The sequence below is a fragment of the Arthrobacter sp. RT-1 genome (assembly GCF_003367205.1).
In the GTDB taxonomy this organism is placed as follows: domain Bacteria; phylum Actinomycetota; class Actinomycetes; order Actinomycetales; family Micrococcaceae; genus Arthrobacter.
This window is the reverse complement of record NZ_QRGQ01000002.1, coordinates 469,808-493,677: the sequence shown is the minus strand read 5'-3', so window position 1 is coordinate 493,677 and position 23,870 is coordinate 469,808. Positions and strand designations below refer to the sequence as shown.

Sequence of the window (23,870 nt, the reverse complement as noted above, 5' to 3'; positions counted from 1 at the left end):
CCGCGCTGCCCGTGAGGGGTTCCTCCTGCCGTATCCGAAACCCCTGCAGGGGCGTAGTGTCGGAAGTAGGAAATTTCGGGATAGCAACAGGATCCGGAGGTTGAATACACGGGCCGGAATGCAATGAGCGCAGTGGCCGACAGCCAAAGTGACAGCAAGGCGCAACTAGGGATCGAGGCCTCATGGCCGGCAGCGATGCACTGACTACCTCCGATGAATATCAGGACCTGCTGCTCGAAAGCGCCGAATTTTCCGACTTCCTCCTGGGCCTCGCCACCATGTCCGCAACATTGCTGGGCGCGGACACCCGTACGGTGTTCTGCACTATCACGGTAGAGCGCAACGGCGCCCCCTCCACGGTGTCCAGCAGCAGTGATCTGGGCCGGCGGCTGGACGAGAGGCAGTACGCGGCCGACGCCGGACCATGCCTCACAGCCGTCCGGCAGCAGAGTGCCGTGCTGGTTGAGGACATGGCCACCGACCAGCGGTGGGGGAAGTATGCGCAGGCCGCCCTCAGCGAGGGCGTGCAAGCCATGCTTGCCGTGCCCATCCGCACTGACGGCTCCTCACGCGCGGCGTTGAACTGCTACGCCCGGAAGGCCCACGCATTCGACGAAGAGACCGTCAGCCTCCTGGAAACGCACGCGGCATCGATGTCCCGCATCCTCCGCCTGGCCCTCCGGCTGCACGCGCCGCAGGCCTATCCGGAACACCTCCGCAGCGCGCTGAAGTCCCGCGCCGTAGTTGACGCAGCCATTGCCCTCATCATGCTCCAGCACCGCGGCGGACGGGACGGTGCGCTGGAGCTGCTCCAGCTCGCCGCTGTGTCAAGCAACCGCAGGATCCAGCAAATTGCGACCGACATTGTTGACGGAGGCAGCTTCTCCGCGGCCCGGCTGGATGGAGGGTAGGTATGTATTCTGAGGGGACCGGAGGACCTGAAGAACTGAATGACGCCGCGGAACAGCGGCGGGGAGCAGCGCAACGTTTCCGGGACACGGAGCTCCCGCTGGTCAAGCTATGGACGTACTACTACGGGATCGGCGGGGACATCGATGAGGTGTCCCTGGACGCGTACCTCAATGAGGCGCTGGACCTCCCGGCCGCGCAGGTTGGGCTCATCACCACGGCGATGGCCGAAATGACGGAAGGTGATACGGAGTGAAGGACCGCCACATCTCACCTGAGGGGTCACGGGCCGCAGAGTCTTTGGCGGACACGGAGTTGACGCTGCAGGAAATGGTCGTGCAAAGCCCTGACATCCGGGATTTCCTGGTTGAACTGGCCGTCCTGGCCGCGTCCCGGCTGTCCGTTCCCGGCAACCGCATCCACGGCGGCGTCACGGTGCTTCGGCACAAGCGGCCGGAAGCGGTTGCGTCCAGCGACGCCGTGGCGCACGCGCTTGACGAGATGCAAAACGGATTCGGAGACGGCCCGTGCCTTACCGCCCTCCGGAGCAAAGCCACCGTACTGGTGCCTGACCTCACCGCAGAGCGGCGGTGGGTGCCGTACGTCCGGGCGGCTGCGGGAAAAGGGGTGTCATCCATCCTTGCCGTGCCCCTGGACCTTGCCGGTGAAGCCGAGGCAGTACTTAACCTCTATTCAGGCTGCAGTAACGGTTTCTCCGGTGACGATATCGGCACCGTGGAGGCCTTCGCTCATCAGGCGGCAAGCTCGCTGCGGCTGGTCCTGCGCATCACCCAGCTCAGCGAGGCCAGGAATGATCTGGCCGCGGCGATGCAGTCACGCACCGTGATTGATATGGCCGTGGGCGCCATCATGGCCGAGAACAGGTGCACCCGGGACACAGCGTTTGCCATCTTGACCAAAGCGTCCAGCACGCGGAACACCAAGCTCCGGGACGTGGCGGCATCCGTGATCGCGTCCATCTCCGGGGAGAAACAGATTTCCACCCACTTCGACGTGTGACTGCTAGGAGTTCGGAGCTGTGACCGGCACGCCGTTGGCCCCGGAACCTGCTTTCCCCAAACTCCAATAGCCCCGGAATTCCGAGGATTTCGGATCCACGCCGGCAGCCACCAGGCAGCGGCGAAGGGTCCTGACCGTCCCGGCTTCAGCGCCCACCCACGCATACGTGGAGCGCCACCCTCCGTTGCGTTCGACGACGCCGCGGACCGCCTGCTCCAGGCGGAGGCCGCGTGGTGCCGCACCGCCGTCGCGGTCCAGCCAGGTGATCCGCACACCGCTGCGCGTGGCCAGGGGAAGGACGTCCGCGGCTTCGGGGACTTCCAGGAAAGCGTGCCCGCCGATGTGGGGCGGAAGCGCTTCGAGGATGGAACTGATGGCGGGGACCGCCGTTTCGTCACCGGCCAGGAGGACGTGCTCCGCGCTGCCCGGCTTCCAGTTGATCCCCGCTTCGGGCAAAGGCGTGGCGGGCGTCACCGCAGTGGCGTCCGGTCCCACAAACCACGCCCGGCACCCGGCCTCCGCCTCCTGCGCCCAGCGCGATCCCGGCCCTGCATGGTCTCCGGGTTCCTGATGCAGCACAAAGTCGATATCGAGTTCCGGACTTGCAGGCCCATGCCGCAGGTCCCTGACGGTGTAGCTGCGGATGGAGCCGCGGCCGGGTTGCTCCTGCCGGAGCCAGTCCTGGTACCACCCCGCCTGCAGGAGTCCGCTGGGCGTGCCCGGCGGTTGGAGGTCATGGCCGGGGATGGGCAGCAGCAGCTTGATGCGGAGGTCCAGGGTAGGTCCGGGCACCCCGAACGCCTGCAGCGCCGGACCGGTGAACGTGATGCGGCGGAAGTGCGGGCTCAGGTCCCGCACTTCCGCCACCACGGCCTCGAACACCCGCACGGGGTGCCGGGAAACCAGGGTTGCGGCAGCCATCAGGGGCATTACGGCAGCTGCGGATCCACGCCGTAGTGCTTGGCCAGGTCAGTGATCACAGCGTGGGCGCCCTGAATACTGACCGAAGCCAGGAACGTGGCGTCGTCAACGTTGATGACCTCGCCCTGGAGCCGCTCCCACAACGGGTTCGACTGGAACGCTTCCTGCTGCGCGCGGGCTTTGTCACCTTCGGCTCCAGCCGGAGTGAAGGCGCTGACCATCACCAGTCCGGCGTCGCCCTGGAGGATCTGCTCGGCGGACAGCGGTACGAAGATCTCCTTCTCGCTGTCCGGCTGGTCCTTGGGGCGCGGAATGTTCATGTCCGCCATGATCTCGCCAATGAAGGAGTTCGAGGAGTACAGCCGCGCGGTGTCGCCGCCGGTGAAACGGATGAGGGAGTAGGTTGCGTCCGGCTTCTTGGCCAGGATCTCGGCTCCCACCTTCGCGGCGCGATCCTCGTAGGCCTTGACCAGTTCCTCGGCCTTGGCCTTCTTGCCCAGCGCCTCGCCCAGGAAAACGACGTTTTCCTTCCAGGTGGGTCCGGTGCTCACGGAGAAAATCGTGGGCGCGATCTTGGACAGCTGCGAGTACAGGGCCTCGTGGCGGACTTTCGCCGACACGATCAGGTCCGGCTGCAGTTCCAGGATCTTTTCCAGGTTGGGCTCGGCCAGGGTGCCGACGTTCACCGAATCCTTGGTGGCATCGGCTACATCGCCGAGGTAAGGGGCGAACGGAGCGTTGGGATCCTGCCGGTACTGCACGTAACCCACCAGGTCGGCCTCGAGCAGCAGGGCAGCATCGATGTAGCTGGGGTCCAGCGCAACAACGCGCTTGGGGACCGTTTCGATGCTGGTTGAACCCATGGTGTGTTCCATGGTCAGCGGGAAGCCTGCTGCTTCGGGAGCGGCGGAAGTGGTGTCACTGGTGGTGGCGGCCGGGGAGCCGCAGGCCGCGGTGGCCAAGAGTACCAGGCCGGCGGCAGCAGCGGTGAGCTGCTGGACAATGCGAATTTTCACGGGGAATGCCTTCACAAACGATGCGGGGATGCGACGCATTAGGTAAGGCTTACCTGCGCCTGCCGTAGACTGTAGCAGGATTTGGCGGATTAGCTCACAAACCCGTGACGTAATAGAAAGTCCCATGTGAAAACCCTGAACGCAGAGCCGTCTCCGAACGTGGCCCGGACAGATCCGGCACGGACGGCCGCGCCGGCCCCACGGCGGAAGGTGCCGCGGAACCGCACGGTTTGGCTGATCGTATCGGCCCTGGCACTGTTTGCCGCCTGCGTGCTCAGCATCTGTATCGGAGGGCAACCGTCATCCCTCCAGGAGGCCTGGCACGCGGTGTTCACCCCCACGGGCGACGTCATGGACGTGACTGTCCGCGAGCTGCGTTGGCCCCGCACGGTCCTGGGAATCAGCGCCGGGATCTGCCTGGGCCTGGCAGGAACCCTGGTGCAGGGCCATACCCGGAACCCGGTAGCGGACCCCGGCCTGCTCGGCATCAACCAGGGCGCGGCGCTGGCCATCGTGGCTGCCACCGCCCTGGCCGGCGACCTTCCAGCCCTGACCCAGGCGGCGCTGGCCTTCGCCGGGGCACTCGTTGCCAGTGTCCTGGTGTTCATGATCGGATCGGCAGCCCGGTACGGTGCCACCCCGGTCACACTGGTCCTGGCTGGAGCGGCGGTGACCGCTTTGTGCTCAGGGCTCGTGGCAGGAATTGTCCTCCTCAATGACCAGGCCCTGGACACCCTGCGGTTCTGGCAGGTGGGTTCGCTGGCGGGACGGACCGGGGTCCTGGAGCTGGTCTGGCCCTTCATCGCGGCCGGCGTTGTGCTGGCCCTGCTCAACATCCGGGCCTTGAACGCCCTTGCGCTGGGCTCGGACGCCGCTGTTTCCCTGGGTATTTCAGTACTGCGGGCGCGGGCCGTGGGCATCGGCGCTGTCACGCTCCTGGCAGGAACCGCTGTAACCCTGGCAGGCCCCATCGCCTTCGCCGGACTGCTGGTCCCGCACATCACCCGTGCCATCACCGGGCCGGACTACCGCTGGCTGGTGCCGCTCTCGCTCTTTACCGGGGCAACCGTAGTGCTCCTCGCCGATACCGCCGGCCGCCTTATTGCCCGGCCCGGGGAACTGTCCGTCGCCGTGGTCCTGGCAGTGGTGGGAGCACCTTTCTTCGTGTACCTCGCCCGGCGCCGGAGGCTGGCAACGCTATGACAGTTCTCCAGAGAACCCGGCTGCAGGCCAGCCCGGGTGCCACAAAAATCAGGGCGCTGCGCGTCGGCCCGGTATCCATCCGGCTCAACGTCCGCGTGATGGTGGTGGCCTCGCTGCTGATCCTGGCAACGGTGGCGGCCATGGCCCTGCACGTCGCTTTCGGCGGCACCCCCATGGCCTACCCGGACGTCCTCAGGGCGCTGCTGGGCGACGAGTCCAATACGCGGATCCACCTGGCCGTCACGGAGTTCCGCGCCCCCAGGATGGTGGCCGCGGTCGTGGTCGGTGCCTCCCTCGCTGCTGCAGGAGCCATCACCCAGACCGTGGCGCGCAATCCCCTCGCGAGCCCCGACCTGCTGGGGGTGACGGCAGGCGCGTCACTGGGGGCTGTCAGCGTGCTGGTGATTGCCGGCGGGGGCCACGCTGGGCTCAGCGGCCTCGCGGCGACCGTGGGCATGCCCGCTGCGGCGTTCACCGCGGGCATCCTCAGCGGCGTGGCCGTGTACCTGCTGTCCTACCGGCGGGGCCTGGACAGCTACCGGCTGGTGCTGGCCGGCCTGGGCATCTCCGGACTCGCCGCGAGCCTGACCACCTGGATCCTCACCCTGGGCGACGTGACCAGCGCGGCCCAGGCGCTGACCTGGATGATGGGTTCACTGAACGGAAAAGACTGGGAGACCGTGCAGCCCATGGCGCTCAGCGCTGCCGTGCTGCTCCTTGCCGCCATGGCCACCGGACGCTGGCTGCTGCTGACCAGCCTGGGCGAGGACACCGCCGTCGGGCTTGGCACCCGGATAGATGCCGTCCGCCTGATAGTCCTGGCGCTCGCCGTCCTCCTGGCGTCCGTGGCCACGGTGACTGCTGGTCCGGTGGCGTTCGTTGCGCTGGCCAGCCCGCGGATTGCCCGGGCCCTGACCTCCACTGTGATTCCCTCCGTGGGAGTATCCGCGCTGGTGGGCGCGATTTTCGTGCTGCTGGCCGACACCCTGTCCGCCAATGCCCTTGCTGCCCCCTTGCCTGTAGGCGTGGCCACGGCCGTGCTGGGGGCACCGTTCCTGATCCACCTGATCCTCAAATACCAGCGGAGGCTGAGTTGAACACGTCCTTGGAGCAGCAGGAGGGCCTCCGGGCCCAGGACCTCAGCCTTGGCTACGACGGCGGCAACATCATCAGCGGGCTCTCGCTGACCATTCCCAATGCCCGGGTAACGTCGATCATCGGGCCCAACGGATGCGGAAAGTCAACGCTGCTGAGGGGCCTGGGCCGGCTGCTCAGCCCCAGGTCCGGCGAGGTGTTCCTCGACGGCGCACCCCTGCGCCAGCATTCCACCCGCCACATCGCCACCCGCATCAGCGTGCTGCCGCAGACACCCACGGCGCCGTCGGGACTCACGGTGGCGGACCTCGTTTCGCGGGGCCGGCACCCGCGGCAGAAGTGGTACCAGCAGTTTTCCGCCTCCGACGAATTGGTGGTGGAGTCCGCACTGGAAGCCACAGACATCCTGGACCTCGCCGATACGCCCCTGGAGGACCTCTCCGGCGGGCAGCGCCAGCGGGCCTGGATTTCCATGACGCTGGCCCAGGAGACGGGAATCCTGCTGCTGGATGAACCCACCACCTACCTGGACCTGGCGCACCAGGTTGACGTGCTGGAACTCGTCCGCCGGCTGAACCGCGAACACCACCGGACCGTGGTGATGGTGCTGCACGACATCTCGCTGGCGGCCCGGTACTCGGACCACATCGTGGCCATGAAGGACGGTGCCATCGTGGCGCAGGGCACCCCGGCCAAGGTCATCACCTCCGAGCGGCTGCTGGATGTGTTTGGCCTGGACGCGCACGTGGTGCCGGAACCCACGGAGGGCCGCCCGCACGTCATCCCGCTGGGAACAGTAGGGGCCCCGGCGGCCGACGCCGTGTCCCTGGTCACACGTGATGCGATTCACTCGCAATAAAAGGCGATTTGGTTGAGAGTGCCGTTTCGGTTTGTGCACCATGGAAGGGCAGGGCTGGACACTTCCAGCCCTATCCATCCTGGTGACGCAATGAGGCCCACCGGTTGCCCTTGGGGGCCGCCGACGCCGCAGGGCGTGAGCAGGCCATTTCCCCGGCCCGGCCGGACCGAAACAAGGAAGTACTGAACAATGACGTTTGAAGCTGCCGAATCCGTGACGCTCAAGATCTGGGACCGCTCCACCATGCACCACACGCTGGATGCGCTCGTCGAGGATCTCTCCACCCGCCACAACACCACCAAGGGCAGCATCGCTGTCACCTGCAGCGGCCCCAACACCTTCACGCTCAGCCTGAACAGCGGCGCTGCCTAACTCCGCCAAATCCCCGGGCGAACCCTCGCCGGTGTGCTTGGTCACATCGCCCGAAATGGGTTGCACTCTTCCCTCGCGACCATGCACCATGGAAAGACGGGAACGCGCTTTCCCAATTGCTTGTCCTCACCGACGAGGACACGGCCGGACATCCCGGGCCGCCAGACCGCAAGAAATGGAAGTTGAATAATGACGTTCGATGCCACTGATTCCGTGACCCTCAAAATCTGGGACAAGGCCACTCTCCACCACACCCTCGACTCCGCAGTCAGCGACCTCTCGGCACGGCACAACACCACCACCTGCCGCGTCGCCGTCACCTGCAGCGGCCCCAACACCTTCACCCTCAGCCTGCGCGGCGAGGACCGGGCCCTGGCGAACGCGTAGGCAGCCAGCCTCTGCTCCACGGAAGCGGCCGACGGCGGGACCTCCCGCCGTCGGCCGCTTCCGTTTAATCCGCCATGGTGCCCGCAAGGGGCGGGCCGCATACTGGACGGGTGACGGCAAGCAGATGGACTGGATTCGGCAGCCGGCGCGGACCCACGGAGGTGTGGTCTGACTGGACAGCTGCGGATGAGGCCGGGGATGCGAAGAGGGCAGCGCAGCTTGCCTCCGAGATGCTCCGGCTGGTCCCGGATTCCTTCGACGCCTGGTTCCATGCCGGGCTCCTCTCAAAGGCACAGGGTGAGTGGGCGCAGAGCCTGGAACGCAATGCGCGTGCAGTTGAGCTTTTTTCGTCGCGGGACGCTGAGGAGTTCGACGGCGTTAATCCGGCAGCGTGGAACCTGGGCATTGCGGCCACGGCGCTGGGCGACTGGGCAACCGCCCGGCGGGCATGGACGGCCTACGGCGTCCAGGGCCTGGGAAGCGGCTTTGAACCCATCGACGAAGATTTTGGCATGGTGCCCATCCGGCTGAACCCGGACCAGCCGTCCCTCCCCCACCAGGTCCCGCCGTCGGCCGGAGCCGCCGAGGTGGTCTGGTGCTGGCGGCGAAGCCCGGCCCATGCCGTCATCGCGAATGTCCCGCTCCCGGAATCCGGGCACAGGTGCAGGGATGTCCTCCTGCACGATGGCGAGCCGAAGGGGTTCCGCCGGCTCGGCAGACAGGACGTCGCCGTGTTCGACCAGCTCAAACGGCTCGAGGACTCGGGCCTGCCCACCTGGGAAGCCCGGGTTGCGGGAGCCACCACGGACGACCTCCAGGAGTTGTCCGACCAGCTGGAACAGAGGGGACTGGGCCTGGATGACTGGTCCGGGATGCGCCTCATGTGCTCGGAGTGCTCGCATGGAACTCCAGCGGAGGGACACCATCATGACCCGGCGCCGTCGGACATCGCCCGGCTGGGGCTGGCCGGCCACGAACATGAGCTGAGCGGGATCCTGAAGGCCTGGACCGGCTCCCGGCCTGCGGTGGACCTGGACCTTACGCTGCTGTGGTGACGGGGTGTCCCGCCCTCGTTTCGCTTCCGGGCCGCAAGTAAACTGGCATCACACCGGAAGCGCCACTGCAAGCATAGGGACGTGATGAGGCAGCAATCACCGGCGCAAGCCGATCTTCTGGGGCCGGAAGCAGCTAAACCGGCCCGCACGGCACTGGCCGTCATCCCCGCAGCCCTTGTATCGGCGTCGGGGTTCCTGCTCTTTGTGCGGGAGGACCGGCTCTCCGGATTCCTCCTCCTGGCGGTGGCCCTTGGCCTGGCGGGCTTCATTAACAGGCGCCTCCTGATCGACCTGGCGCTGATCGCGGTGGGGCTGACCGCTATGAGCCTGGTCCCCATCACCACGGACATCAGCACCGAGCACATGGCGGTGATGGGAACGGCGATGATTGTGGCCGTGGGCATCCCGTATGCCGTGTCGCGCTTCATCACCAGGGACCATGCCATCCGTTTCCCCATCAGGAGCGGGCAGCCATGGACCCGCGCCGAGAAGTGGTACCTGCCCGCCGTCCTGGTGATCGGGTACGCCCTGATGCCGGTCTACATGATCCGCACCGGCGTCTATAACAACTGGCCCGCCGTCAGTGACGTGGACGGGATAGCCAGGCTCTTCCTCGGAACCAACGTGCTGGGCATCTGGGATGAGCTGTTCTTCATCTGCACGGCTTTCACACTCTTCCGCCGGCACCTCCCCGACTGGCAGGCCAACCTGCTGCAGGCCGTGCTCTTCACATCCTTCCTGTGGGAACTCGGCTTCCATGCGTGGGCGCCGTTCTTCATCTTCCCGTTCGCCTTGCTCCAGGCCCGGCTGTTCACGGTGACGAAGTCCCTCTCCTACATCGTCAGCGTGCACCTGCTGTTCGACTTCGTGCTGTTCCTGGTGCTGATCCACGCCCACAACCGCGCGTGGATCGACATCTTCCTCTACTGATCCTGTTCCCCGCGAGGGATTAGGCTGGAGCCCGGATCCGTCCGTCGGAACGGCGCGGCCGCCGGAAAGCAGCGGCCGAGCCGCCATAGATGACGCAGGAAGCAAATGGTGCAGGAAGCAGTTGGCCGGGACAGGCCCAAGGCGGCGACGATTTACGACGTCGCGGCGCTGGCCGGTGTTTCCCACCAGACTGTCTCCCGCTACCTGAAGGACAAAAACGCGCTCAAGCCGAGCACCCTGGAACGGGTGGAAAAGGCCCTCGCCGAGCTGAGCTACACCCCCAACCTGGCTGCCCGGTCGCTGCGGTCGCGGGAGCTGTACCGGGTGGTGGTCGTGGTCCCCGAGGCGTCCCTGTACTTCCCCGCAAGGATGCTCAATGGCGCGGCTGCGGCGGCCCATGCCGCCGGCTACCGGGTGGACGTGGTGGCCATGGAGGGAACAGAAGAAGCACGCAGCCGTCAGCTTCACACCCTCCTGGCGGGCGACGACATTGCCGGCATCCTTTCCTTCGTTCCCCAGCCGCCGCCCACCGCTGCCGGCCACGCCTCCCGTGTTCCACTGGTGGTTGCCGGCGAATACGACAACCAGATGCGCGCGCTCGGCAGCATCGCCGACGGCACAGCCGCGGCCGGCATCGTGGAACACCTGGCGTCGCTGGGGCACCGCAACTTTTTCCACGTGGCGGGTCCGGCCGGCTGGCCTTCGGCGCACAACCGCCGGGCGGTGTACGAGGACACCGTGAGGGCACTGGGACTCAACTCCCTGGGCATCACCGCAGGTGATTGGTCGGCCTCGTCCGGTTACGAGGCTGGACTCGAGGTGGCGGCCGCAACGGGCGTCACCGCGGTGGTGACGGCGAACGACCAGATGGCCATCGGCGTCATCCGTGCATTGCACGATCGGGGCATTTCCGTCCCGGGCAATGTCAGCGTGTTTGGCTGGGACGACACTCCGGAATCGAAATTCCACATTCCCTCCCTGTCCACGGTGCACATGGACCTTGAGGCACTCGGTGCCCGCAGCATGGCCGAGCTGACGGCACGGATCCGCGGCGAACAGCCACCCGCCAACCCCCTGGTGCTTCCGCCCATGGAACTGATCTACCGGGAATCAACAGGACCGGTCCGCAGCTGACCCCGGGAACCAGTGCCGGGAAAGCAGGGCCATACTGGGAACTGACACTCCTCATGAAAGGCGCATCATGTCCGATCCGGAGCTTGAGCTGCTGAGGCAGCGCGCCGCCCGCGGTGATTCCGATGCCGTCGATGAGCTGATCGAGCAGGCCGCCGAACGCGGGGACATGGCCGAGCTCCGCAGCCTGGCAGCCTCCGGAAGCCGGGATGCGGCCGACCAGCTGGTGGAGCTGGCCGCTGAAAGGAACGACCTGGACGAACTGCGGCGCCTGGCGGCCGGCGGCAACCAGGACGCGGCAGACGTGCTGGCGGAGATCGACAGCGAAGCGCACCCTTCCGGCTCCTGACCGCCGAGTCCTCCCGCCGCTTTGTTGCACCCGCGTTTTGGGAAGCGCGAACCGGCCACGTACCCTTACTTAGGCTTACCTAAGAAGAAGGAATTTACGTGCCCACCACCTCCCCGGCTCCGCGATCCCATGCCCGCTGAGACCTTCCGCGACCCCTGGGGCATTCCGCACCTGCGCGCCGGCTCGGCTGATGAGCTGGCGTTTTTGCAGGGGCAGAACGCCGCCACGGACCGGTCCTGGCAGATCGAAATGGAGCGCTGGCGGGCGGAGGGCCGGACGGCCGAACAGCTGGGCTCCGAAGGACTGCCATGGGACCGGTTTGCGCGCCAGGCCCGCATCGATGACACGGCACGCCGCTGCTTCGAGAACCTGGACCCGGCCACGCAGCGGTGGTGCACGGCCTACGTGGACGGCGTCAATGATGCCCTTCGCTCCGGCCGCCGGGACGCCCGCGAGTTCGGGGACACCCGCACGGCGCCCGCCGCCTGGGAGCCGTGGACTCCGCTGGGTGTTTTCCTGGTCCACCACATCCTGTTCAGCACCTTTCCCAACAAGCTCTGGCGGGACCAGGTGGCCAAGGCCCTCGGCCCGGATGCGGTGGGGCTGTTCAGCATTGAGGCGCCCGTGTGGGCCGGCAGCAACGCGTGGGCTGTTGCCGGTGGCCTGACCGCCACGGGTTCGCCCTTGGTTGCCGGGGACCCGCACCGGCTCATGGAGCTGCCGGGCGTCTACCAGCAGGTGCGGCTCGCCTGCCCGGAGTTCGACGTCGTCGGGCTGGCTTTTCCCGGCGTACCCGGGCTGCCGCACTTCGGCCACACGGGGTCCGCGGCGTGGGCCGTCACCAATGCGATGGCCGACTACCAGGACCTCTACAGCGAGCAGCTGCGCCGGGACGGAGGGGCCCTGCTGGCCCTCGGGCCGGACGGCTGGGAGCCGGTGCCCGCGAACCATCAGGAAAAGATCCTGGTGCGCGGCGCATCCGCCGAGACCGTGGACATCATCGAAACACAGCGCGGGCCGGTCATTTCCGGCGGGCCCGACGGCGCCGCGCTGAGCCTGCGGACACCGTCCAGGGCTGCGGGTCGGCTGGGTTTCGAGGCCCTCCTGCCGCTGTTGCGGAGCCGTTCCGCCGGTGACATTGAGGCTGCCCTGGAAGCATGGGTGGAGCCGGTCAACTGCGTCCTGGCCGCAGATTCCGGCGGCGATGTTCGGCAGCTGGTGGCCGGCAAGGTTCCGGTGCGCAACCCGGAGAACCGGGTCCAGCCTGTTCCGGCGGAATCCCCGGACCACCAGTGGCACGGGGACTGGGTGGACCTGCCGGCGTCCCGCGTGGACAGGCTGGCCGTCAACGCCAACGACCGTGCTTCAGGCGGCGGGGACCTGACCGGCATGGAATTCGCCCCTGCCCACCGGGCACGGCGCATCCGGCACCTGCTGGAAGAACGGGCCGGTACCGGGCTCAGCAGTGACACCGGGATCAGCACTGCTCCTGGACTCACCGCTGACGACATGCAGCGCATCCATATGGACTGCCGGCTCGGATCCTGGCCTGCGCTGCGCCAAGTGCTGGTGGACCTGGATCTGGATCACAGCAGCACCACGCAACGCGGGGTCACTCCGCGCCCAATCCAACGCCGAAATGCGGCCGGAAGTGACCCCGCGTTGCCCTTGTCCGCAGGTGCGGTGGAACTGCGGGAGCGGCTGCTGGGCTGGGACGGACAGATGCATGCCGGCAGCACCGACGCAGCATCCTTTGCGGCGTGGCGGTCAGCGCTGGTGGTGGCCCTGGCCGGGACTCCCCTGCTGGCACCGCTCGCCGTGCCCGCCGGGCACTCGCCCCTGTTCGCACCGTGGCTGAACCCGGTGGCACGGGTGGGCTTCGCGCTCGAAACCATCCTCGCCACAGGGGCCGCCTTCGGGATCGACGTCCCTGCCGCGGTGGGCCAGGCGCTCGAGGTGGCGGCAGCGGCGCCGTCGTCCGCTGCCTGGGGAGAAACCCACACCGTGCTGCCGCTGCATGCCGTGGCGGACTACCCGGCGACGGGTGCCGCTGCGCCCGCCGTTCCGCCCACCGCCCTGTCCGGGGACACCGGCTGCGTGCTGTGCACGGAAAGCCTTCCTGGGGTCACGGACGCCTCGTTCCGCGGACCGGTGGCCCGCTATGTGTGGGACCTTTCGGACCGGGCGAAAAGCCGGTGGATCGTGCCGTTCGGTGCGTCCGGCAACCCTGCCGATGACAACTTCCTCAGCCAGATGCCGCTGTGGGCCGCCGGCGAACTTCTCCCCGTCATCACCGACTGGGACCAGCTCACTAAGGAGAACCATGACCAGCACTGACACCGCCCTTCCGTACGCCGACCGGGAGGCCGCTTACGAGGAGGACCTTCCGGGGCTGGGCCGGCTGCGGCTGCTCCGCCTGGCTCCCGAGGAAGACGCGGACCTGATCCATGGCTGGGTGCGGGAGGAACGGGCCCGGTTCTGGGGCATGAACGGACTGGACCGGGACGAAGTGCGGGACATCTACCTGTTCCTGGACAGCCTGGACACGCACCACGGATACCTGATGACCGTGGACGGCCAGCCGGCCGGCATCTTCCAGACCTATGAGCCCCTGGAAGATCCGGTGGCTGAGACCTACCCGGCACGGGCCGGGGATGCCGGCCTGCACCTGCTGCTGGCCCCGGCCGCACGCCCGGTCCCCGGCTTCACGCCCACCCTGCTGTCCGGCCTGGTCCGGTTCCTGTTCTCGGATCCGGCCAAGGACCGGGTGGTGGCGGAGCCGGACGCCCGGAACAGCAAGGCGATCGGTCGCTTCGTGGGGTTCGGGTTTGACGCCGGACCCACGGTCCAGCTCGCCGAAAAGGAAGCGCGGCTGGTGTTCCTGACCCGGGAAAAGTTCGAAGCACGTCCGGCCGGGTAGGGCCCGGCCAGAACCCTTACTCTTCGCCGCTGTCCTTTGCTTCCAGGTACTTGGCCATTGCCTCGCAGGCCTGGTTCCAGCGTGCGTTCATCGCGTGCCGGCTCAACGGGGCGAACATTCCGTCGAGGACTTTCTCCACTGCGTCGTATGCGGCATCCAGGGCTCGTTCCTGCGCCGCCGGGCTGTAATAGTTCATGACAGTGATTCGTTGTGGCTGGAGGCCCGGATGGCGGAATACCGGACCGTTTAGCCGGCCGGCCGGAGCGAGGTGATCATCCGCCGGATGTTCTGGTATTCGGTGGTGTCCATGTACTTCCGGGCCTGTTCAAGGTACGGCAAGGACTCGCTGCCGGGGGTCCTGTTGTTGTCCGGGTTGTAGAAGGCACCGAACATGGCAGCGGTGGGCGGCCATGTGAAGAAATGGAAGATGGGGCAGGCAGTGTCGCCGGTGGGAGCCTCAACTGTGGTGATGCCGTAAGCGGCAGCCGGGGTATCGGCCGGGCCGGGAGCGGTGCCGTCGCCGCGGGTTTCAAAGACATACCGGGGCACATCCCCGTTCTGGGCCAGGGCCGGCATCTGCTGCGACTCAAACTCGGAAAAGGGGTGCTTCTCCATGCAGGTGGATCCCGTGGCCATGTTGGTCCGCAGCGTGGCCAGTGGCCGGCCCGCTTCGTTGGTCACCTCGGCGAAGGCCCCGCCACCTTCGGGCAGCTCCCCGGCCGGGTCCCGCACGCTCCACGCGGGCGGAAGGTCAAAGGCCAGCTGCCCGTCCGCCGTCGTGAATGTCTTCCAGGCCGCCTTGGTGGCTGTGGCGGTGGGCGCGGTGGTGGCTGTGGGTTTCACGGTGGCGGTTGCGGTAGCCGTCTGCACGGCCGATGGCGAGGCAGACGGCGGCGCGGCAGTGGCGGACGGACTGGGGGCGGTGCTCGTCGCTGCCGGCGTGGTGACCGTTGGCTGCCCTGCCTGCGGGCCGCATCCGGCAACCGCAACACCAACCAGAATCAATGCGGGAAACAGACCGCGGGACCTTCTCATCACACCCTCCCAGGGTACGAAAAACCTGTCCCTTCATTGTGGAACCGCGGGCGCAGGAAGGACCGAAAACCGCGGGATTGCCGCCCAACCGTTGCGGCGAATAACAAAACTGCTCCCGGCCCCATGCAGACGGCGGGCCGGTCCCGTAAGGAACCGGCCCGCCGTCGCGATGTCCGTGTTACAGGGTGGCGGTGTCGATCACGAAGCGGTACCGGACGTCCGAGGCCAGGACGCGCTCGTAGGCGTCGTTGATCTTGTCGGCCGGGATCACCTCGACCTCGGCTCCGATGCCGTGGGCGGCGCAGAAGTCCAGCATCTCCTGGGTTTCGCGGATGCCGCCGATCATGGAACCGGCGAAGGAGCGGCGACCCGTGATCAGGGCGAAGGCGTTGACCGGCAGCGGCTCGGCGGGGGCGCCGACGTTCACCAGGGCGCCGTCGAGGGTCAGCAGCTGGAGGTAGGAGCTGATGTCGATCGAGGCGCTGACCGTGTTGATGATCAGGTCGAACGAGCCGGCGAGCTGCTCGAAGGTGGAGGGGTCGCTGGTGGCGTAGTAGCTGGTGGCACCCAGGCGCAGCCCGTCCTCCTGCTTCTTCAGCGACTGGGACAGGACGGTGACGTCGGCGCCCATCGCGGACGCGAGCTTGACGGCCATGTGCCCGAGTCCGCCGAGGCCCACGACGGCAACCTTCTTGCCCGGGCCGGCGCCCCAGCGGTGCAGCGGAGAGAACGTGGTGATGCCGGCGCAGAGCAGCGGCGCGGCGACGTCGAGCTCGATGCCTTCCGGGATGCGCACCACGAAGTCCTCGGTAACCACCACGTGGGTGGAGTAGCCGCCCTGGGTGATGGTCCCGTCGCGGTCAACCGCGCCGTAGGTGCCCACCATGCCGTTGAGGCAGTACTGCTCCTCGCCCTTGACGCAGTTGGCGCACTCGCGGCAGGAGTTGACCATGCAGCCTACGCCCACGCGGTCGCCCACGGCGTGCTTGGTGACGGCGGAACCCACCTCGGTGACGACTCCGGCGATTTCGTGCCCGGGAACCAGCGGGTACTGCTGCGGGCCCCAGTCGCCGCGGACGGTGTGGATGTCCGAGTGGCAGATGCCGGCGAACTTGATCTCGATCAGGACGTCGTGGGGGCCGACGGCGCGGCGCTCGATGGTGGTTGAAACGAGGTCCTCTGTGGCGGACGGGGATGCATAGGCCTTGACGGTGGTCATGGTTCTCCTGTGGTTCTTTGGGGGATAACGAAATGCTACAGGGGTTCATTAACATCAAACCCGCTGTTGGGGTGCCCGGCGAGGGCCCTGCTGTAACGGGTTATGGCAGAACCCCTTTAGCGGGTCGGGCCAGGACGAGGAGGCCGAACAGGGACAGCAATGCCCCGCCGATCATGAGCAGCGCCATGGGAACGGCCGTCCCGGAGCCGCCCAGCCCGGCAATCGGCGCGACGACGCCTGCGGTGGTCCACTGGACAAGTCCGAGCACCGCCGAGCTGGTGCCGGGGTGTTCGGGCACCTCCGCCGAGGCGAGGGCGCCGCCGTTGGTGTTGATCAGGCCCTGCGCCACCATGAGGGCGAAGAAGCTGCCCATCGCCACCAGCAGCGGCGTGGCCCACCACAGGGCTCCGGCCAGCATGGCCATCCCGGCGGCAAGGGCGATGACCTGGCCTGTGAGGATGACGCGGCGGGTCGGCACGCGCCCGGCCAGGCGCGCCGAGACCAGCGCGGCGATGGTCATGCCGCCCGCATTCGCCGCGAAGACGATCGAGTACGCCACGGGCGAGAGCCCATTCATGTTCTGCAGGATGAACGCTGACGTGGCCACGTAGGCGAACAGGGCAATAAAGGCCGACGACGCCACCACGACGTAGCCGACAAAGCGGCGGTTTGAGAGGACGGCCTTCGCCGCGCGGCCGAATTCCCGCAGCCCGCCTGCGTGCCGCTTTTCCGGCGGCAGCGTCTCCGGAACGATGAACAGCGCGCAGAGGGTCATCAGGATGCCGAGGGCGGCCAGCGTCCAGAACGTCATCCGCCACCCGGTCAGCTGGAGGATGACCGCGCCGAGGAGGGGGCTGATGATGGGTGCCACGCCGCCTATTCCCATCACCAGGTTGAGGACGCGGACCAGCTGCTGTCCATGGGCCAGGTCCACGATGACGGCCCGGCCGATGACCATGGCCCAGCCGCCGCCGAAGCCCTGCAGGAACCGGGCCAGCATCAGGATCCCGACGTCCGGTGCGGTGGCACAGGCAATGGACGCCGCTGCCATCAGGACGGTGCCCGCCACCAGCGGCAGCCGCCGGCCGCGCTGGTCGCTGAAAGGGCCGCCCACCAGCTGCCCAAGCCCCATGCCGGCGAAGAACGTGGTCAGCGTCAACTGAACAGCGGATGCGGTGGAGCCGAACTCCTCCGACACCTGCGGGAAGGCCGGGACGTACATGTCGGTGGCCAGCGGCGCCACGGCTGTCAGGAAGATGACCGTGGCAACCAGGGTGGCAGGCACGGCACCGGACGCCGGCCGGAGGCCGTCCCGGGAGTGCGTGACGCTTGCGCGCATGCGGTGGTGCTCCATCCGGTGGTGGCAAAAGGGGGGACCGTTCCATCCAACCGGCTGCCGGGAAACGTAGCGAGGGTCCTGCCGTAACTGGTTCTGGCAGACCCTCCTTACGGCTTTCGGTTTCGTCGTAACGTGTCCCTATGGATAACCGAGCCGAGGTACGACAGTTCCTTTCGACCCGCCGTGGACGCATCACACCCGAGCAGGCGGGGCTGGAACCGTACGGCGGGCGGCGGCGGGTGCCGGGACTGCGGCGTGAGGAAGTGGCGCGACTGGCCGGGGTCAGCGTGGACTACTACACGAGGCTGGAACGCGGAAACCTCACGGGAGTCTCCGATAGTGTGCTGGACGCCATCGCGCGGGCACTCGAGCTGGACCGCGCGGAACATGACCACCTCTACGACCTCGCCCGGGCGGCCAACACATCGGGACGAAAACGGGCTGCGAGCGCCGGCGGCTCTGCCCCGTCAGGGGTGCGGCCGGAACTGCAGTATCTCCTGGACACCATTACGGGTGCGCCGGCCTTTATCGGGAACAACCGGTTGGACATCGTCGCGGCCAACACCCTCGGCTATGCGTTGTACTCGGACATGTACCGCGGCACGGCCCGGCCGGCGAACCATTCCCGCTTCATCTTCCTGGACCCCCGGGCACACGATTTCTACACCGACTGGGACCGGGCGGCCAATGTGAACGTGGCCATCCTGCGCCGGGAAGCGGGCCGCAGCCCGCACGACAAGGGCATCGCCGAGCTAGTGGGCGAGCTTTCCATGCGCAGTGACGAATTCCGGACCCGCTGGGCAGCCCACAACGTCCGGCGGCACTACGCCGGAACAAAGATCTTCAAGCACCCGGTGGTGGGCCTGCTCGAACTGAACTACCAAGTCCTGGGCCTGGAGGAGGACCCGGGCCATACCCTCACGGTCTACCCTGCCACGCCTGGCAGCCCCTCGGACGAGGCCCTGAAACTCCTGGCGTCCTGGGCTGCCACGGAGAACATTGTCGAGGCAGCCCTGGCCCACGCCCGGAGCTAGCCGGAAGGTTACTCCGGCAGACCGATACCGGTGTACTGTTCCAGCCGGTCCAGCAGTTCGGCCCTGAACGCTCCGCTGCCCACCGCCGGGTGCGGTTTCCGCCGCTGCTGGTGGAACCAGTACCCGCCTGACCCGGCAGCGTTGTCCGCGTCCAGCCCGAGCCATACCTGGGTGGCATGACCCAGTTCCAGGTCATCCGGTGCGCCCGGGCCGCCCATCCGCGTCGGGACCCAGCCGGGATCCACCGCGTTGCTGGCGACGTCCGGCCAGCGCACCGCCACCGCCGCCGCGAGCGCGGTGACGTACAGCTTGCTGTCCGAGTAGGCGCCCGGCCGGCCGGTTGCATCCGCCCAGTCCACCGTGGCGAGGTCCGTGGAGCCGGAGCGGTGCATGCCGCTGCTGAGATAAACGATCCGGCGCGGCCTGCCCATGACGGCGGTCATGACATACGGCGCAACCGTGTTCACGCTGAAGATGTCCGGGCCACGGTAGACGCCGGCGTTGTGGATGACCGCGTCGAAGGGGCCGAAGGACTCGGCCTCCTCCGCAACCCTTATGGCCTCTGCGGGGTCGGCGAGGTCGCCGGACACCGCGCCGCGGGCCTGGTCCCGCAGCCCGGACACATCGTCCAGCCGTGATTCGCTCCTGGCGTGCAGCACCACCTCGTGGCCCAGCCGGATCAGTTCCTTCGCGGCATTCAACCCAAGCCCGCCGGCGGAACCGGTAATCAGTACCCTGGCCATGCCACTACTCAACCAAAGGCACTGCGAGGATCCGGTCATCCCCGGGCTCCGGGTCACCCCGGCCGTCGGTGTTGTTGGTCAGGAACCACAGGTGGCCGTCCGGAGCCAGCGCGACATCACGGATCCGGCCGTACTCACGGCTGTAGTGCTCCGTGGACGTGGTGGGGTCGGAGACGGGGACCGACCGCAGGACCTGTCCCCGAAGGTTCGCGATGAACAGGGTCCCGCCGGCATGCGCCATCCCGCTGGGACTGGCGGCACCGGTTTGCCACTGCTGCACGGGATCCACAAAGCCCTCCCTGCCGGCGATCCCCTCGACGGTTGGCCACCCATAGTTGGCGCCGGCGGTGATGATGTTCAGCTCGTCCCAGGTGTTCTGCCCGAATTCGGTGGCGAACATGGTTCCGTCGTCCGCCCACGCTAATCCCTGCGGGTTCCGGTGCCCGTAACTGTAGGTCAGGGAGCCCGGGAACGGGTTATCGGCCGGAACATCGCCCTCGGGGGTCATCCGCAGGATCTTGCCGGCCAGTGAGTCCCGGTCCTGGGCGCTGTCGCGCTGTTGCGCGTCCCCTGCCGTCACGTACAGCATGCCGTCGGGACCAAAGGCGATGCGGCCGCCGTCGTGGGTACTTGCGGCGGGAATCCCGTCAAGGAGTGTCTGCGGCTGTCCCAGGGCCAGCGATCCCGCCGTGCCGGTGATGGGGAAGCGCTGGACCCGGTTGCCGTCCTCCGCCGTCGAATAGACGTACAGGTCTCCCCCGCTGCCCACCGCCAGCCCCAGCAGGCCTGCCTCGCCCCGGTCCGCCACGCCGTCGACCGTCCCGATGGAGCGCGAGGAACCATCCGCGGCGAGCTCGAGGATGCGCCCGCTGTTCCGCTCGCTGACCAGCGGGGTGCCGTCGCGGAACACCACGGACCACGGCGCCTGCAGGTCCGTTGCCACCGGCCGGGGTTCGCCGCCGATGGTGCCGGCCGCGGTCCTGGTGGGTTCATTGGACGGTGCGGATGTGGGCGGTGGAGATGCAGGCGGCCCGGACGAAACCGGGGCGGATGGTGCCGGGGCAGGGGAAGTGCTGGACGGCGGCGCGGGCGGCGTTGCCGTGCAGCCTGCCAGCAGGATGCCTGTCCCGAGGGCAGCTGCCGTAAGGGCCCAATGGCGCATGTACTTCTCCTAACGAGTCGTTCCAGTCACATTAACCCCCGTTGCGCATCATGGCGTCACGTTGCCCGGTTTGTCCCCCGGATGGCGCCATAAGTAGCGCCGTTTCCTTCCGTTTCGCTTCCGTTGCGGGGTGCTGGCCATCGCCCTGCAGCCCGTGCTTAGGTGTTTCCACGGCACACGCCAGGTCAAGCGCAACACCAACTGACAGTGAACAGGAGGACCGATGCCGCATTCATCCAACCGCCCGCAAGGCACCCGCACTTTCGGTCCGTGTTGCCTCCGCCGAATGTGCACCTAGTCCCTGGTGTCGACAAGCTCAACCGCCAGCCGCTGACCCAGCACCGCAGCATCACAGCACCACCGCCACAGCGTCCGACGGCGGCCCGCACCTCCTTCCCTTTTCCCGGCTGTCCGGGTCCCCGAGCGCTTCGTCGCGCCCTGATGCCCACATACCGTCCCTTCGAAAGGCACAGCATGTCCCCCGCTGCATCCTCCCCGCCCCAACAGTCCTCCACCCGTGCTTTCAGCCGGCGGCGCGCCCTGGGCGCACTCCTGGCGATTCCCGCTGTCGGGCTCCTGACGGCCTGCGGCGGAACCGCCACCGCCGGCAACCCCACCAGCCAGGCGTCCTTCGCCCCGCTCGCCACGTCCGTTCCCGCGGGCACCACCATCACCGTGGGTGATCCCAGCATCCGGGTTGCCCTGGAACTGTCCGGCCTGATCAAGGACCTGGACGGCATCAACGTGGAGTTCGCCAACATCTCCGGCGGCCCCCAGACCACCGAAGCGTTCCGGGCCAACGCCCTGGACGTCGGCTCGGTGGCGGACATCCCGCCCATCCACGCCACCTGGACAGGGCTGGACGTCCGGATCATCGCCAGCGCCTACCGGCAGGACGCCGTGAACCACCCGCTGTATGAACTCGGCGTCGCCCCCGGCTCCGGGATCACCAAACTGGAGGACCTGCGCGGCAAGAAGGTGGCGTACAGCCCGGGCCAGGCCCAGGGCGCCCTGGTCCTGCGGATCCTGGAAAAGGCCGGGCTCGCCCAGGACGACGTGAAGCTCATCGAACTGCCCAGCACGGGCGACGCCTACTCCTCGGCGCTTTCCAGCAAGCAGGTTGACGCGGCGCCGCTGGGCGGCGTCCAGATCAAGCGGTACCTCGCCAAGTACAAGGCCGACGGCGCCACCACCCTCCGCCACGGCCTCCGCGACGACCCCGGCCACCTGTACTCCCCCGCCAAGGTGCTCGCCGATCCCGCCAAGGCCGCCGCGCTGGCCAAGTACGTGGAAGCGTGGGGCAAGGCCCAGCGCTGGATCGAGGACCACCCCACGGAATGGCTCGAAGGCTACTACATCAAGGACCAGGGACTCTCCGCGGAGGATGGCCAGTACCTGATCGACGCCGCAGGCAAGCGGGACGTCCCCACCACCTGGACGGAAGCGATCGAACGGCACCAGCAGACCATCGATTTGCTGGCCAGGGAGCAGAAGAAGCCGCAGCTGAAGGCGGCGGACCTCTACGACACCCGCTTCGAGGCCATCGCCGGCACCGCCTTCGCCGCGGCCGGCAAGGGTGGTGCAGCGTGAGCGCCGTCCCGGTCCTGGAACGTCCCGCCGTCGAACCCCACCTGGACCCGGCCCTCGCGGCAGGCGAGGACGTGCGGCCCACCGGCAGGAGGCTGGGCCCCGGACGGCGGCGGCGCCTGGCCTGGCTGCTGGGCCCCGCCGCCCTGCTGGCGCTGTGGACAGTAGCCTCGGCAACAGGGCTGCTGGACCCGCGCATCCTCTCCGAACCCTGGACCGTCGTGGCCACTGCCGGTGAACTCCTGGCGGACGGCAGGCTGCAGGAAAACCTCGCCATCTCCGCCCAGCGGGCCGGTTTGGGGTTGTTTTTCGGCATCGTGGTGGGCGCCCTGCTGGCCCTCGTGTCCGGGCTGAGCCGCGTAGGTGAGGCACTGATCGACGGGCCGGTGCAGATCAAGCGCGCCATCCCCGGCCTCGCCCTGATTCCGCTCCTCATCCTGTGGTTCGGCATCGACGAGACCATGAAGGTCCTCACCATCACCCTGGGGGTCTTCGTCCCCATCTACCTGCAGACCCACGCCGGGCTGCGCGGCATCGACCTGCGCTACGTCGAGCTCGCCCAGACCGTGGGGCTCAGCCGCGCCGCCTTCATCCGCAAGGTGGTTCTTCCCGGCGCCCTGCCCGGATTCTTCCTGGGCCTGCGCTTCGCCGTCACCGGCGCCTGGGTGTCCCTGGTGGTGGTGGAACAGATCAACGCCACCAGCGGCATCGGCTACATGATGGAGCTCGCCCGCACCTATGGCCAAACCAACATCATCGTCCTCGGACTGGCCGTCTATGGCATCCTCGGCCTGCTGTCCGACGGCGCCGTCCGCTTCCTCGAACGAAAGGCCCTCTCATGGCAGCGCACCCTGGCGGGCTGACCGCCGTCGCAACCAACGCAGTCTCGGTCCGGAACCTGATCCGCGGCTTTGGCCCGAAAGGCGTCCTGAACGGCGTGGACCTGGACATCGCCCCCGGCGAGTTCGTGGCCCTCCTCGGCCCCAGCGGCTGCGGCAAAAGCACCCTGCTCCGGGCCCTCGCCGGGCTGGACCACGACGTGAAAGGCAGCGGCGTCATCACCGTCCCGGACCGCGTCTCCGTGGTCTTCCAGGATTCGCGGCTGCTGCCATGGGACAGCGTGCTGGGCAACGTCACCCTGGGCCTTCGGGAGCACGACGCCGAGTCCCGGGCACGCAACGCCCTCGCCGAAGTGGGGCTCGCCGGCCGGGAAAAATCCTGGCCCCACGAGCTTTCCGGCGGCGAGCAGCAGCGCGTGGCGCTGGCCCGGTCGCTGGTCCGCGAGCCGCAGCTGTTGCTGGCCGACGAGCCCTTCGGCGCCCTCGACGCCCTCACCCGCATCAAGATGCACGGGCTGCTCCAGGACCTGGTGGCCGCGCACCGCCCGGCCGTCCTGCTGGTAACCCACGACGTGGACGAAGCCATCGCCCTCGCGGACCGGATCGTGGTGCTGGACCACGGCCGCGTTGCCACCGTCCGCACGGTAACGCCGGACGTCAGCACCGCGGTGGATGCCGCCGGCCACGAAGCCCTGCGCCGCGACCTCCTTGCCGACCTTGGCGTCGTCGGCACCAGCCACTGACC

At 67.8% G+C, this 23,870-nt stretch carries 26 protein-coding genes; 18 read left to right on the top strand and 8 right to left on the bottom strand.

What is annotated here, in order from left to right; all coding sequences use genetic code 11:
• The first annotated feature begins 182 nt into the window (after positions 1–182).
• Genes DXK94_RS03680 through DXK94_RS03670 form a run of 3 tightly spaced genes read left to right on the top strand, consistent with a single transcriptional unit; the run spans position 183 to position 1,929 of the window.
• Positions 183–911, top strand: a complete 729-nt coding sequence (locus tag DXK94_RS03680) for a GAF and ANTAR domain-containing protein (protein WP_115523873.1) — start codon at positions 183–185, stop codon at positions 909–911.
• 2 nt (positions 912–913) lie between these two features.
• Positions 914–1,165: a hypothetical protein gene (locus DXK94_RS03675; protein WP_079595045.1), complete on the top strand. Its 252-nt coding sequence runs from the start codon at positions 914–916 to the stop codon at positions 1,163–1,165.
• Positions 1,162–1,929, top strand: a complete 768-nt coding sequence (locus DXK94_RS03670) for a GAF and ANTAR domain-containing protein (RefSeq protein ID WP_309544308.1) — start codon at positions 1,162–1,164, stop codon at positions 1,927–1,929. The genes DXK94_RS03675 and DXK94_RS03670 overlap by 4 nt, the downstream gene beginning before the upstream one ends.
• A gap of 3 nt (positions 1,930–1,932) precedes the next feature.
• On the opposite strand, the gene DXK94_RS03665 is transcribed toward DXK94_RS03670, so the two are convergent.
• The gene (locus DXK94_RS03665; RefSeq protein WP_115523962.1) at positions 1,933–2,850 is read right to left on the bottom strand and encodes a siderophore-interacting protein; all 918 of its coding nucleotides are present in this window, start codon (positions 2,848–2,850) and stop codon (positions 1,933–1,935) included.
• Between the two features lie 8 nt (positions 2,851–2,858).
• Positions 2,859–3,866 carry an ABC transporter substrate-binding protein gene (locus DXK94_RS03660; protein WP_258868421.1) on the bottom strand — a complete coding sequence of 336 codons (1,008 nt, stop codon included), beginning with the start codon at positions 3,864–3,866 and terminating at the stop codon, positions 2,859–2,861.
• Between the two features lie 126 nt (positions 3,867–3,992).
• Here DXK94_RS03660 and DXK94_RS03655 point away from each other — a divergent pair, with 126 nt between their 5' ends.
• From DXK94_RS03655 to DXK94_RS03605, 11 genes are all read left to right on the top strand, one after another.
• Positions 3,993–5,069, top strand: a complete 1,077-nt coding sequence (locus tag DXK94_RS03655) for an iron ABC transporter permease (RefSeq protein WP_115523871.1) — start codon at positions 3,993–3,995, stop codon at positions 5,067–5,069.
• Positions 5,066–6,166, top strand: a complete 1,101-nt coding sequence (locus DXK94_RS03650) for an iron chelate uptake ABC transporter family permease subunit (RefSeq protein ID WP_258868420.1) — start codon at positions 5,066–5,068, stop codon at positions 6,164–6,166. Before DXK94_RS03655 ends, DXK94_RS03650 begins: the two co-directional genes overlap by 4 nt.
• The gene (locus tag DXK94_RS03645) at positions 6,163–7,023 is read left to right on the top strand and encodes an ABC transporter ATP-binding protein (protein ID WP_115523870.1); all 861 of its coding nucleotides are present in this window, start codon (positions 6,163–6,165) and stop codon (positions 7,021–7,023) included. The genes DXK94_RS03650 and DXK94_RS03645 overlap by 4 nt, the downstream gene beginning before the upstream one ends.
• A 189-nt stretch (positions 7,024–7,212) precedes the next feature.
• Entirely contained in the window at positions 7,213–7,395 is a 183-nt protein-coding gene (locus DXK94_RS03640) for a hypothetical protein (protein WP_079595049.1), read from the top strand.
• Between the two features lie 189 nt (positions 7,396–7,584).
• Complete coding sequence (locus tag DXK94_RS03635; RefSeq protein WP_115523869.1) at positions 7,585–7,782, top strand: hypothetical protein; 198 nt, start codon at positions 7,585–7,587, stop codon at positions 7,780–7,782.
• Between the two features lie 110 nt (positions 7,783–7,892).
• The gene (locus tag DXK94_RS03630; RefSeq protein ID WP_147294353.1) at positions 7,893–8,837 is read left to right on the top strand and encodes a M48 family metallopeptidase; all 945 of its coding nucleotides are present in this window, start codon (positions 7,893–7,895) and stop codon (positions 8,835–8,837) included.
• An 84-nt stretch (positions 8,838–8,921) separates the two neighbouring features.
• Complete coding sequence (locus DXK94_RS03625) at positions 8,922–9,767, top strand: CPBP family intramembrane metalloprotease (protein ID WP_254865461.1); 846 nt, start codon at positions 8,922–8,924, stop codon at positions 9,765–9,767.
• Between the two features lie 105 nt (positions 9,768–9,872).
• Positions 9,873–10,901 carry a LacI family DNA-binding transcriptional regulator gene (locus DXK94_RS03620; RefSeq protein ID WP_115523867.1) on the top strand — a complete coding sequence of 343 codons (1,029 nt, stop codon included), beginning with the start codon at positions 9,873–9,875 and terminating at the stop codon, positions 10,899–10,901.
• Positions 10,902–10,968: 67 nt separating this feature from the next.
• Positions 10,969–11,247 (top strand): hypothetical protein, encoded by a 279-nt coding sequence (locus DXK94_RS03615; protein WP_115523866.1) that lies wholly within the window; start codon positions 10,969–10,971, stop codon positions 11,245–11,247.
• Between the two features lie 129 nt (positions 11,248–11,376).
• The gene (locus DXK94_RS03610; RefSeq protein ID WP_115523865.1) at positions 11,377–13,584 is read left to right on the top strand and encodes a penicillin acylase family protein; all 2,208 of its coding nucleotides are present in this window, start codon (positions 11,377–11,379) and stop codon (positions 13,582–13,584) included.
• Entirely contained in the window at positions 13,571–14,167 is a 597-nt protein-coding gene (locus DXK94_RS03605; RefSeq protein ID WP_115523864.1) for a GNAT family N-acetyltransferase, read from the top strand. Before DXK94_RS03610 ends, DXK94_RS03605 begins: the two co-directional genes overlap by 14 nt.
• 16 nt (positions 14,168–14,183) lie before the next feature.
• Here DXK94_RS03605 and DXK94_RS03600 read toward each other — a convergent pair whose 3' ends face one another.
• The 4 genes from DXK94_RS03600 to DXK94_RS03585 form a co-directional block, all read right to left on the bottom strand.
• A complete protein-coding gene (locus tag DXK94_RS03600; protein WP_079595056.1) occupies positions 14,184–14,363 on the bottom strand; it encodes a hypothetical protein in 180 nt (59 codons plus the stop codon).
• 50 nt (positions 14,364–14,413) lie between these two features.
• On the bottom strand, positions 14,414–15,202 hold the full coding sequence (locus DXK94_RS03595) for a hypothetical protein (RefSeq protein WP_115523863.1): 789 nt from the start codon (positions 15,200–15,202) through the stop codon (positions 14,414–14,416).
• Positions 15,203–15,380: 178 nt separating this feature from the next.
• A complete protein-coding gene (locus DXK94_RS03590; RefSeq protein WP_115523862.1) occupies positions 15,381–16,421 on the bottom strand; it encodes an NAD(P)-dependent alcohol dehydrogenase in 1,041 nt (346 codons plus the stop codon).
• Between the two features lie 100 nt (positions 16,422–16,521).
• Positions 16,522–17,760, bottom strand: coding sequence for a multidrug effflux MFS transporter (locus DXK94_RS03585; RefSeq protein WP_220272952.1), 1,239 nt, complete (start codon positions 17,758–17,760; stop codon positions 16,522–16,524).
• Between the two features lie 140 nt (positions 17,761–17,900).
• Between DXK94_RS03585 and DXK94_RS03580 the strand changes: the two genes are divergently transcribed.
• Complete coding sequence (locus DXK94_RS03580) at positions 17,901–18,794, top strand: helix-turn-helix transcriptional regulator (RefSeq protein ID WP_115523860.1); 894 nt, start codon at positions 17,901–17,903, stop codon at positions 18,792–18,794.
• An 8-nt stretch (positions 18,795–18,802) separates the two neighbouring features.
• On the opposite strand, the gene DXK94_RS03575 is transcribed toward DXK94_RS03580, so the two are convergent.
• The gene (locus DXK94_RS03575) at positions 18,803–19,537 is read right to left on the bottom strand and encodes an SDR family NAD(P)-dependent oxidoreductase (RefSeq protein ID WP_115523859.1); all 735 of its coding nucleotides are present in this window, start codon (positions 19,535–19,537) and stop codon (positions 18,803–18,805) included.
• A 4-nt stretch (positions 19,538–19,541) separates the two neighbouring features.
• Positions 19,542–20,699: a sorbosone dehydrogenase family protein gene (locus tag DXK94_RS03570; protein ID WP_115523858.1), complete on the bottom strand. Its 1,158-nt coding sequence runs from the start codon at positions 20,697–20,699 to the stop codon at positions 19,542–19,544.
• 474 nt (positions 20,700–21,173) lie between these two features.
• Here DXK94_RS03570 and DXK94_RS03565 point away from each other — a divergent pair, with 474 nt between their 5' ends.
• Genes DXK94_RS03565 through DXK94_RS03555 form a run of 3 tightly spaced genes read left to right on the top strand, consistent with a single transcriptional unit; the run spans position 21,174 to position 23,868 of the window.
• Positions 21,174–22,289 (top strand): ABC transporter substrate-binding protein, encoded by a 1,116-nt coding sequence (locus DXK94_RS03565; RefSeq protein WP_115523857.1) that lies wholly within the window; start codon positions 21,174–21,176, stop codon positions 22,287–22,289.
• Entirely contained in the window at positions 22,286–23,149 is an 864-nt protein-coding gene (locus DXK94_RS03560) for an ABC transporter permease (RefSeq protein WP_115523856.1), read from the top strand. The genes DXK94_RS03565 and DXK94_RS03560 overlap by 4 nt, the downstream gene beginning before the upstream one ends.
• Positions 23,125–23,868, top strand: coding sequence for an ABC transporter ATP-binding protein (locus DXK94_RS03555; protein WP_115523855.1), 744 nt, complete (start codon positions 23,125–23,127; stop codon positions 23,866–23,868). The genes DXK94_RS03560 and DXK94_RS03555 overlap by 25 nt, the downstream gene beginning before the upstream one ends.
• Positions 23,869–23,870 lie beyond the last annotated feature (2 nt).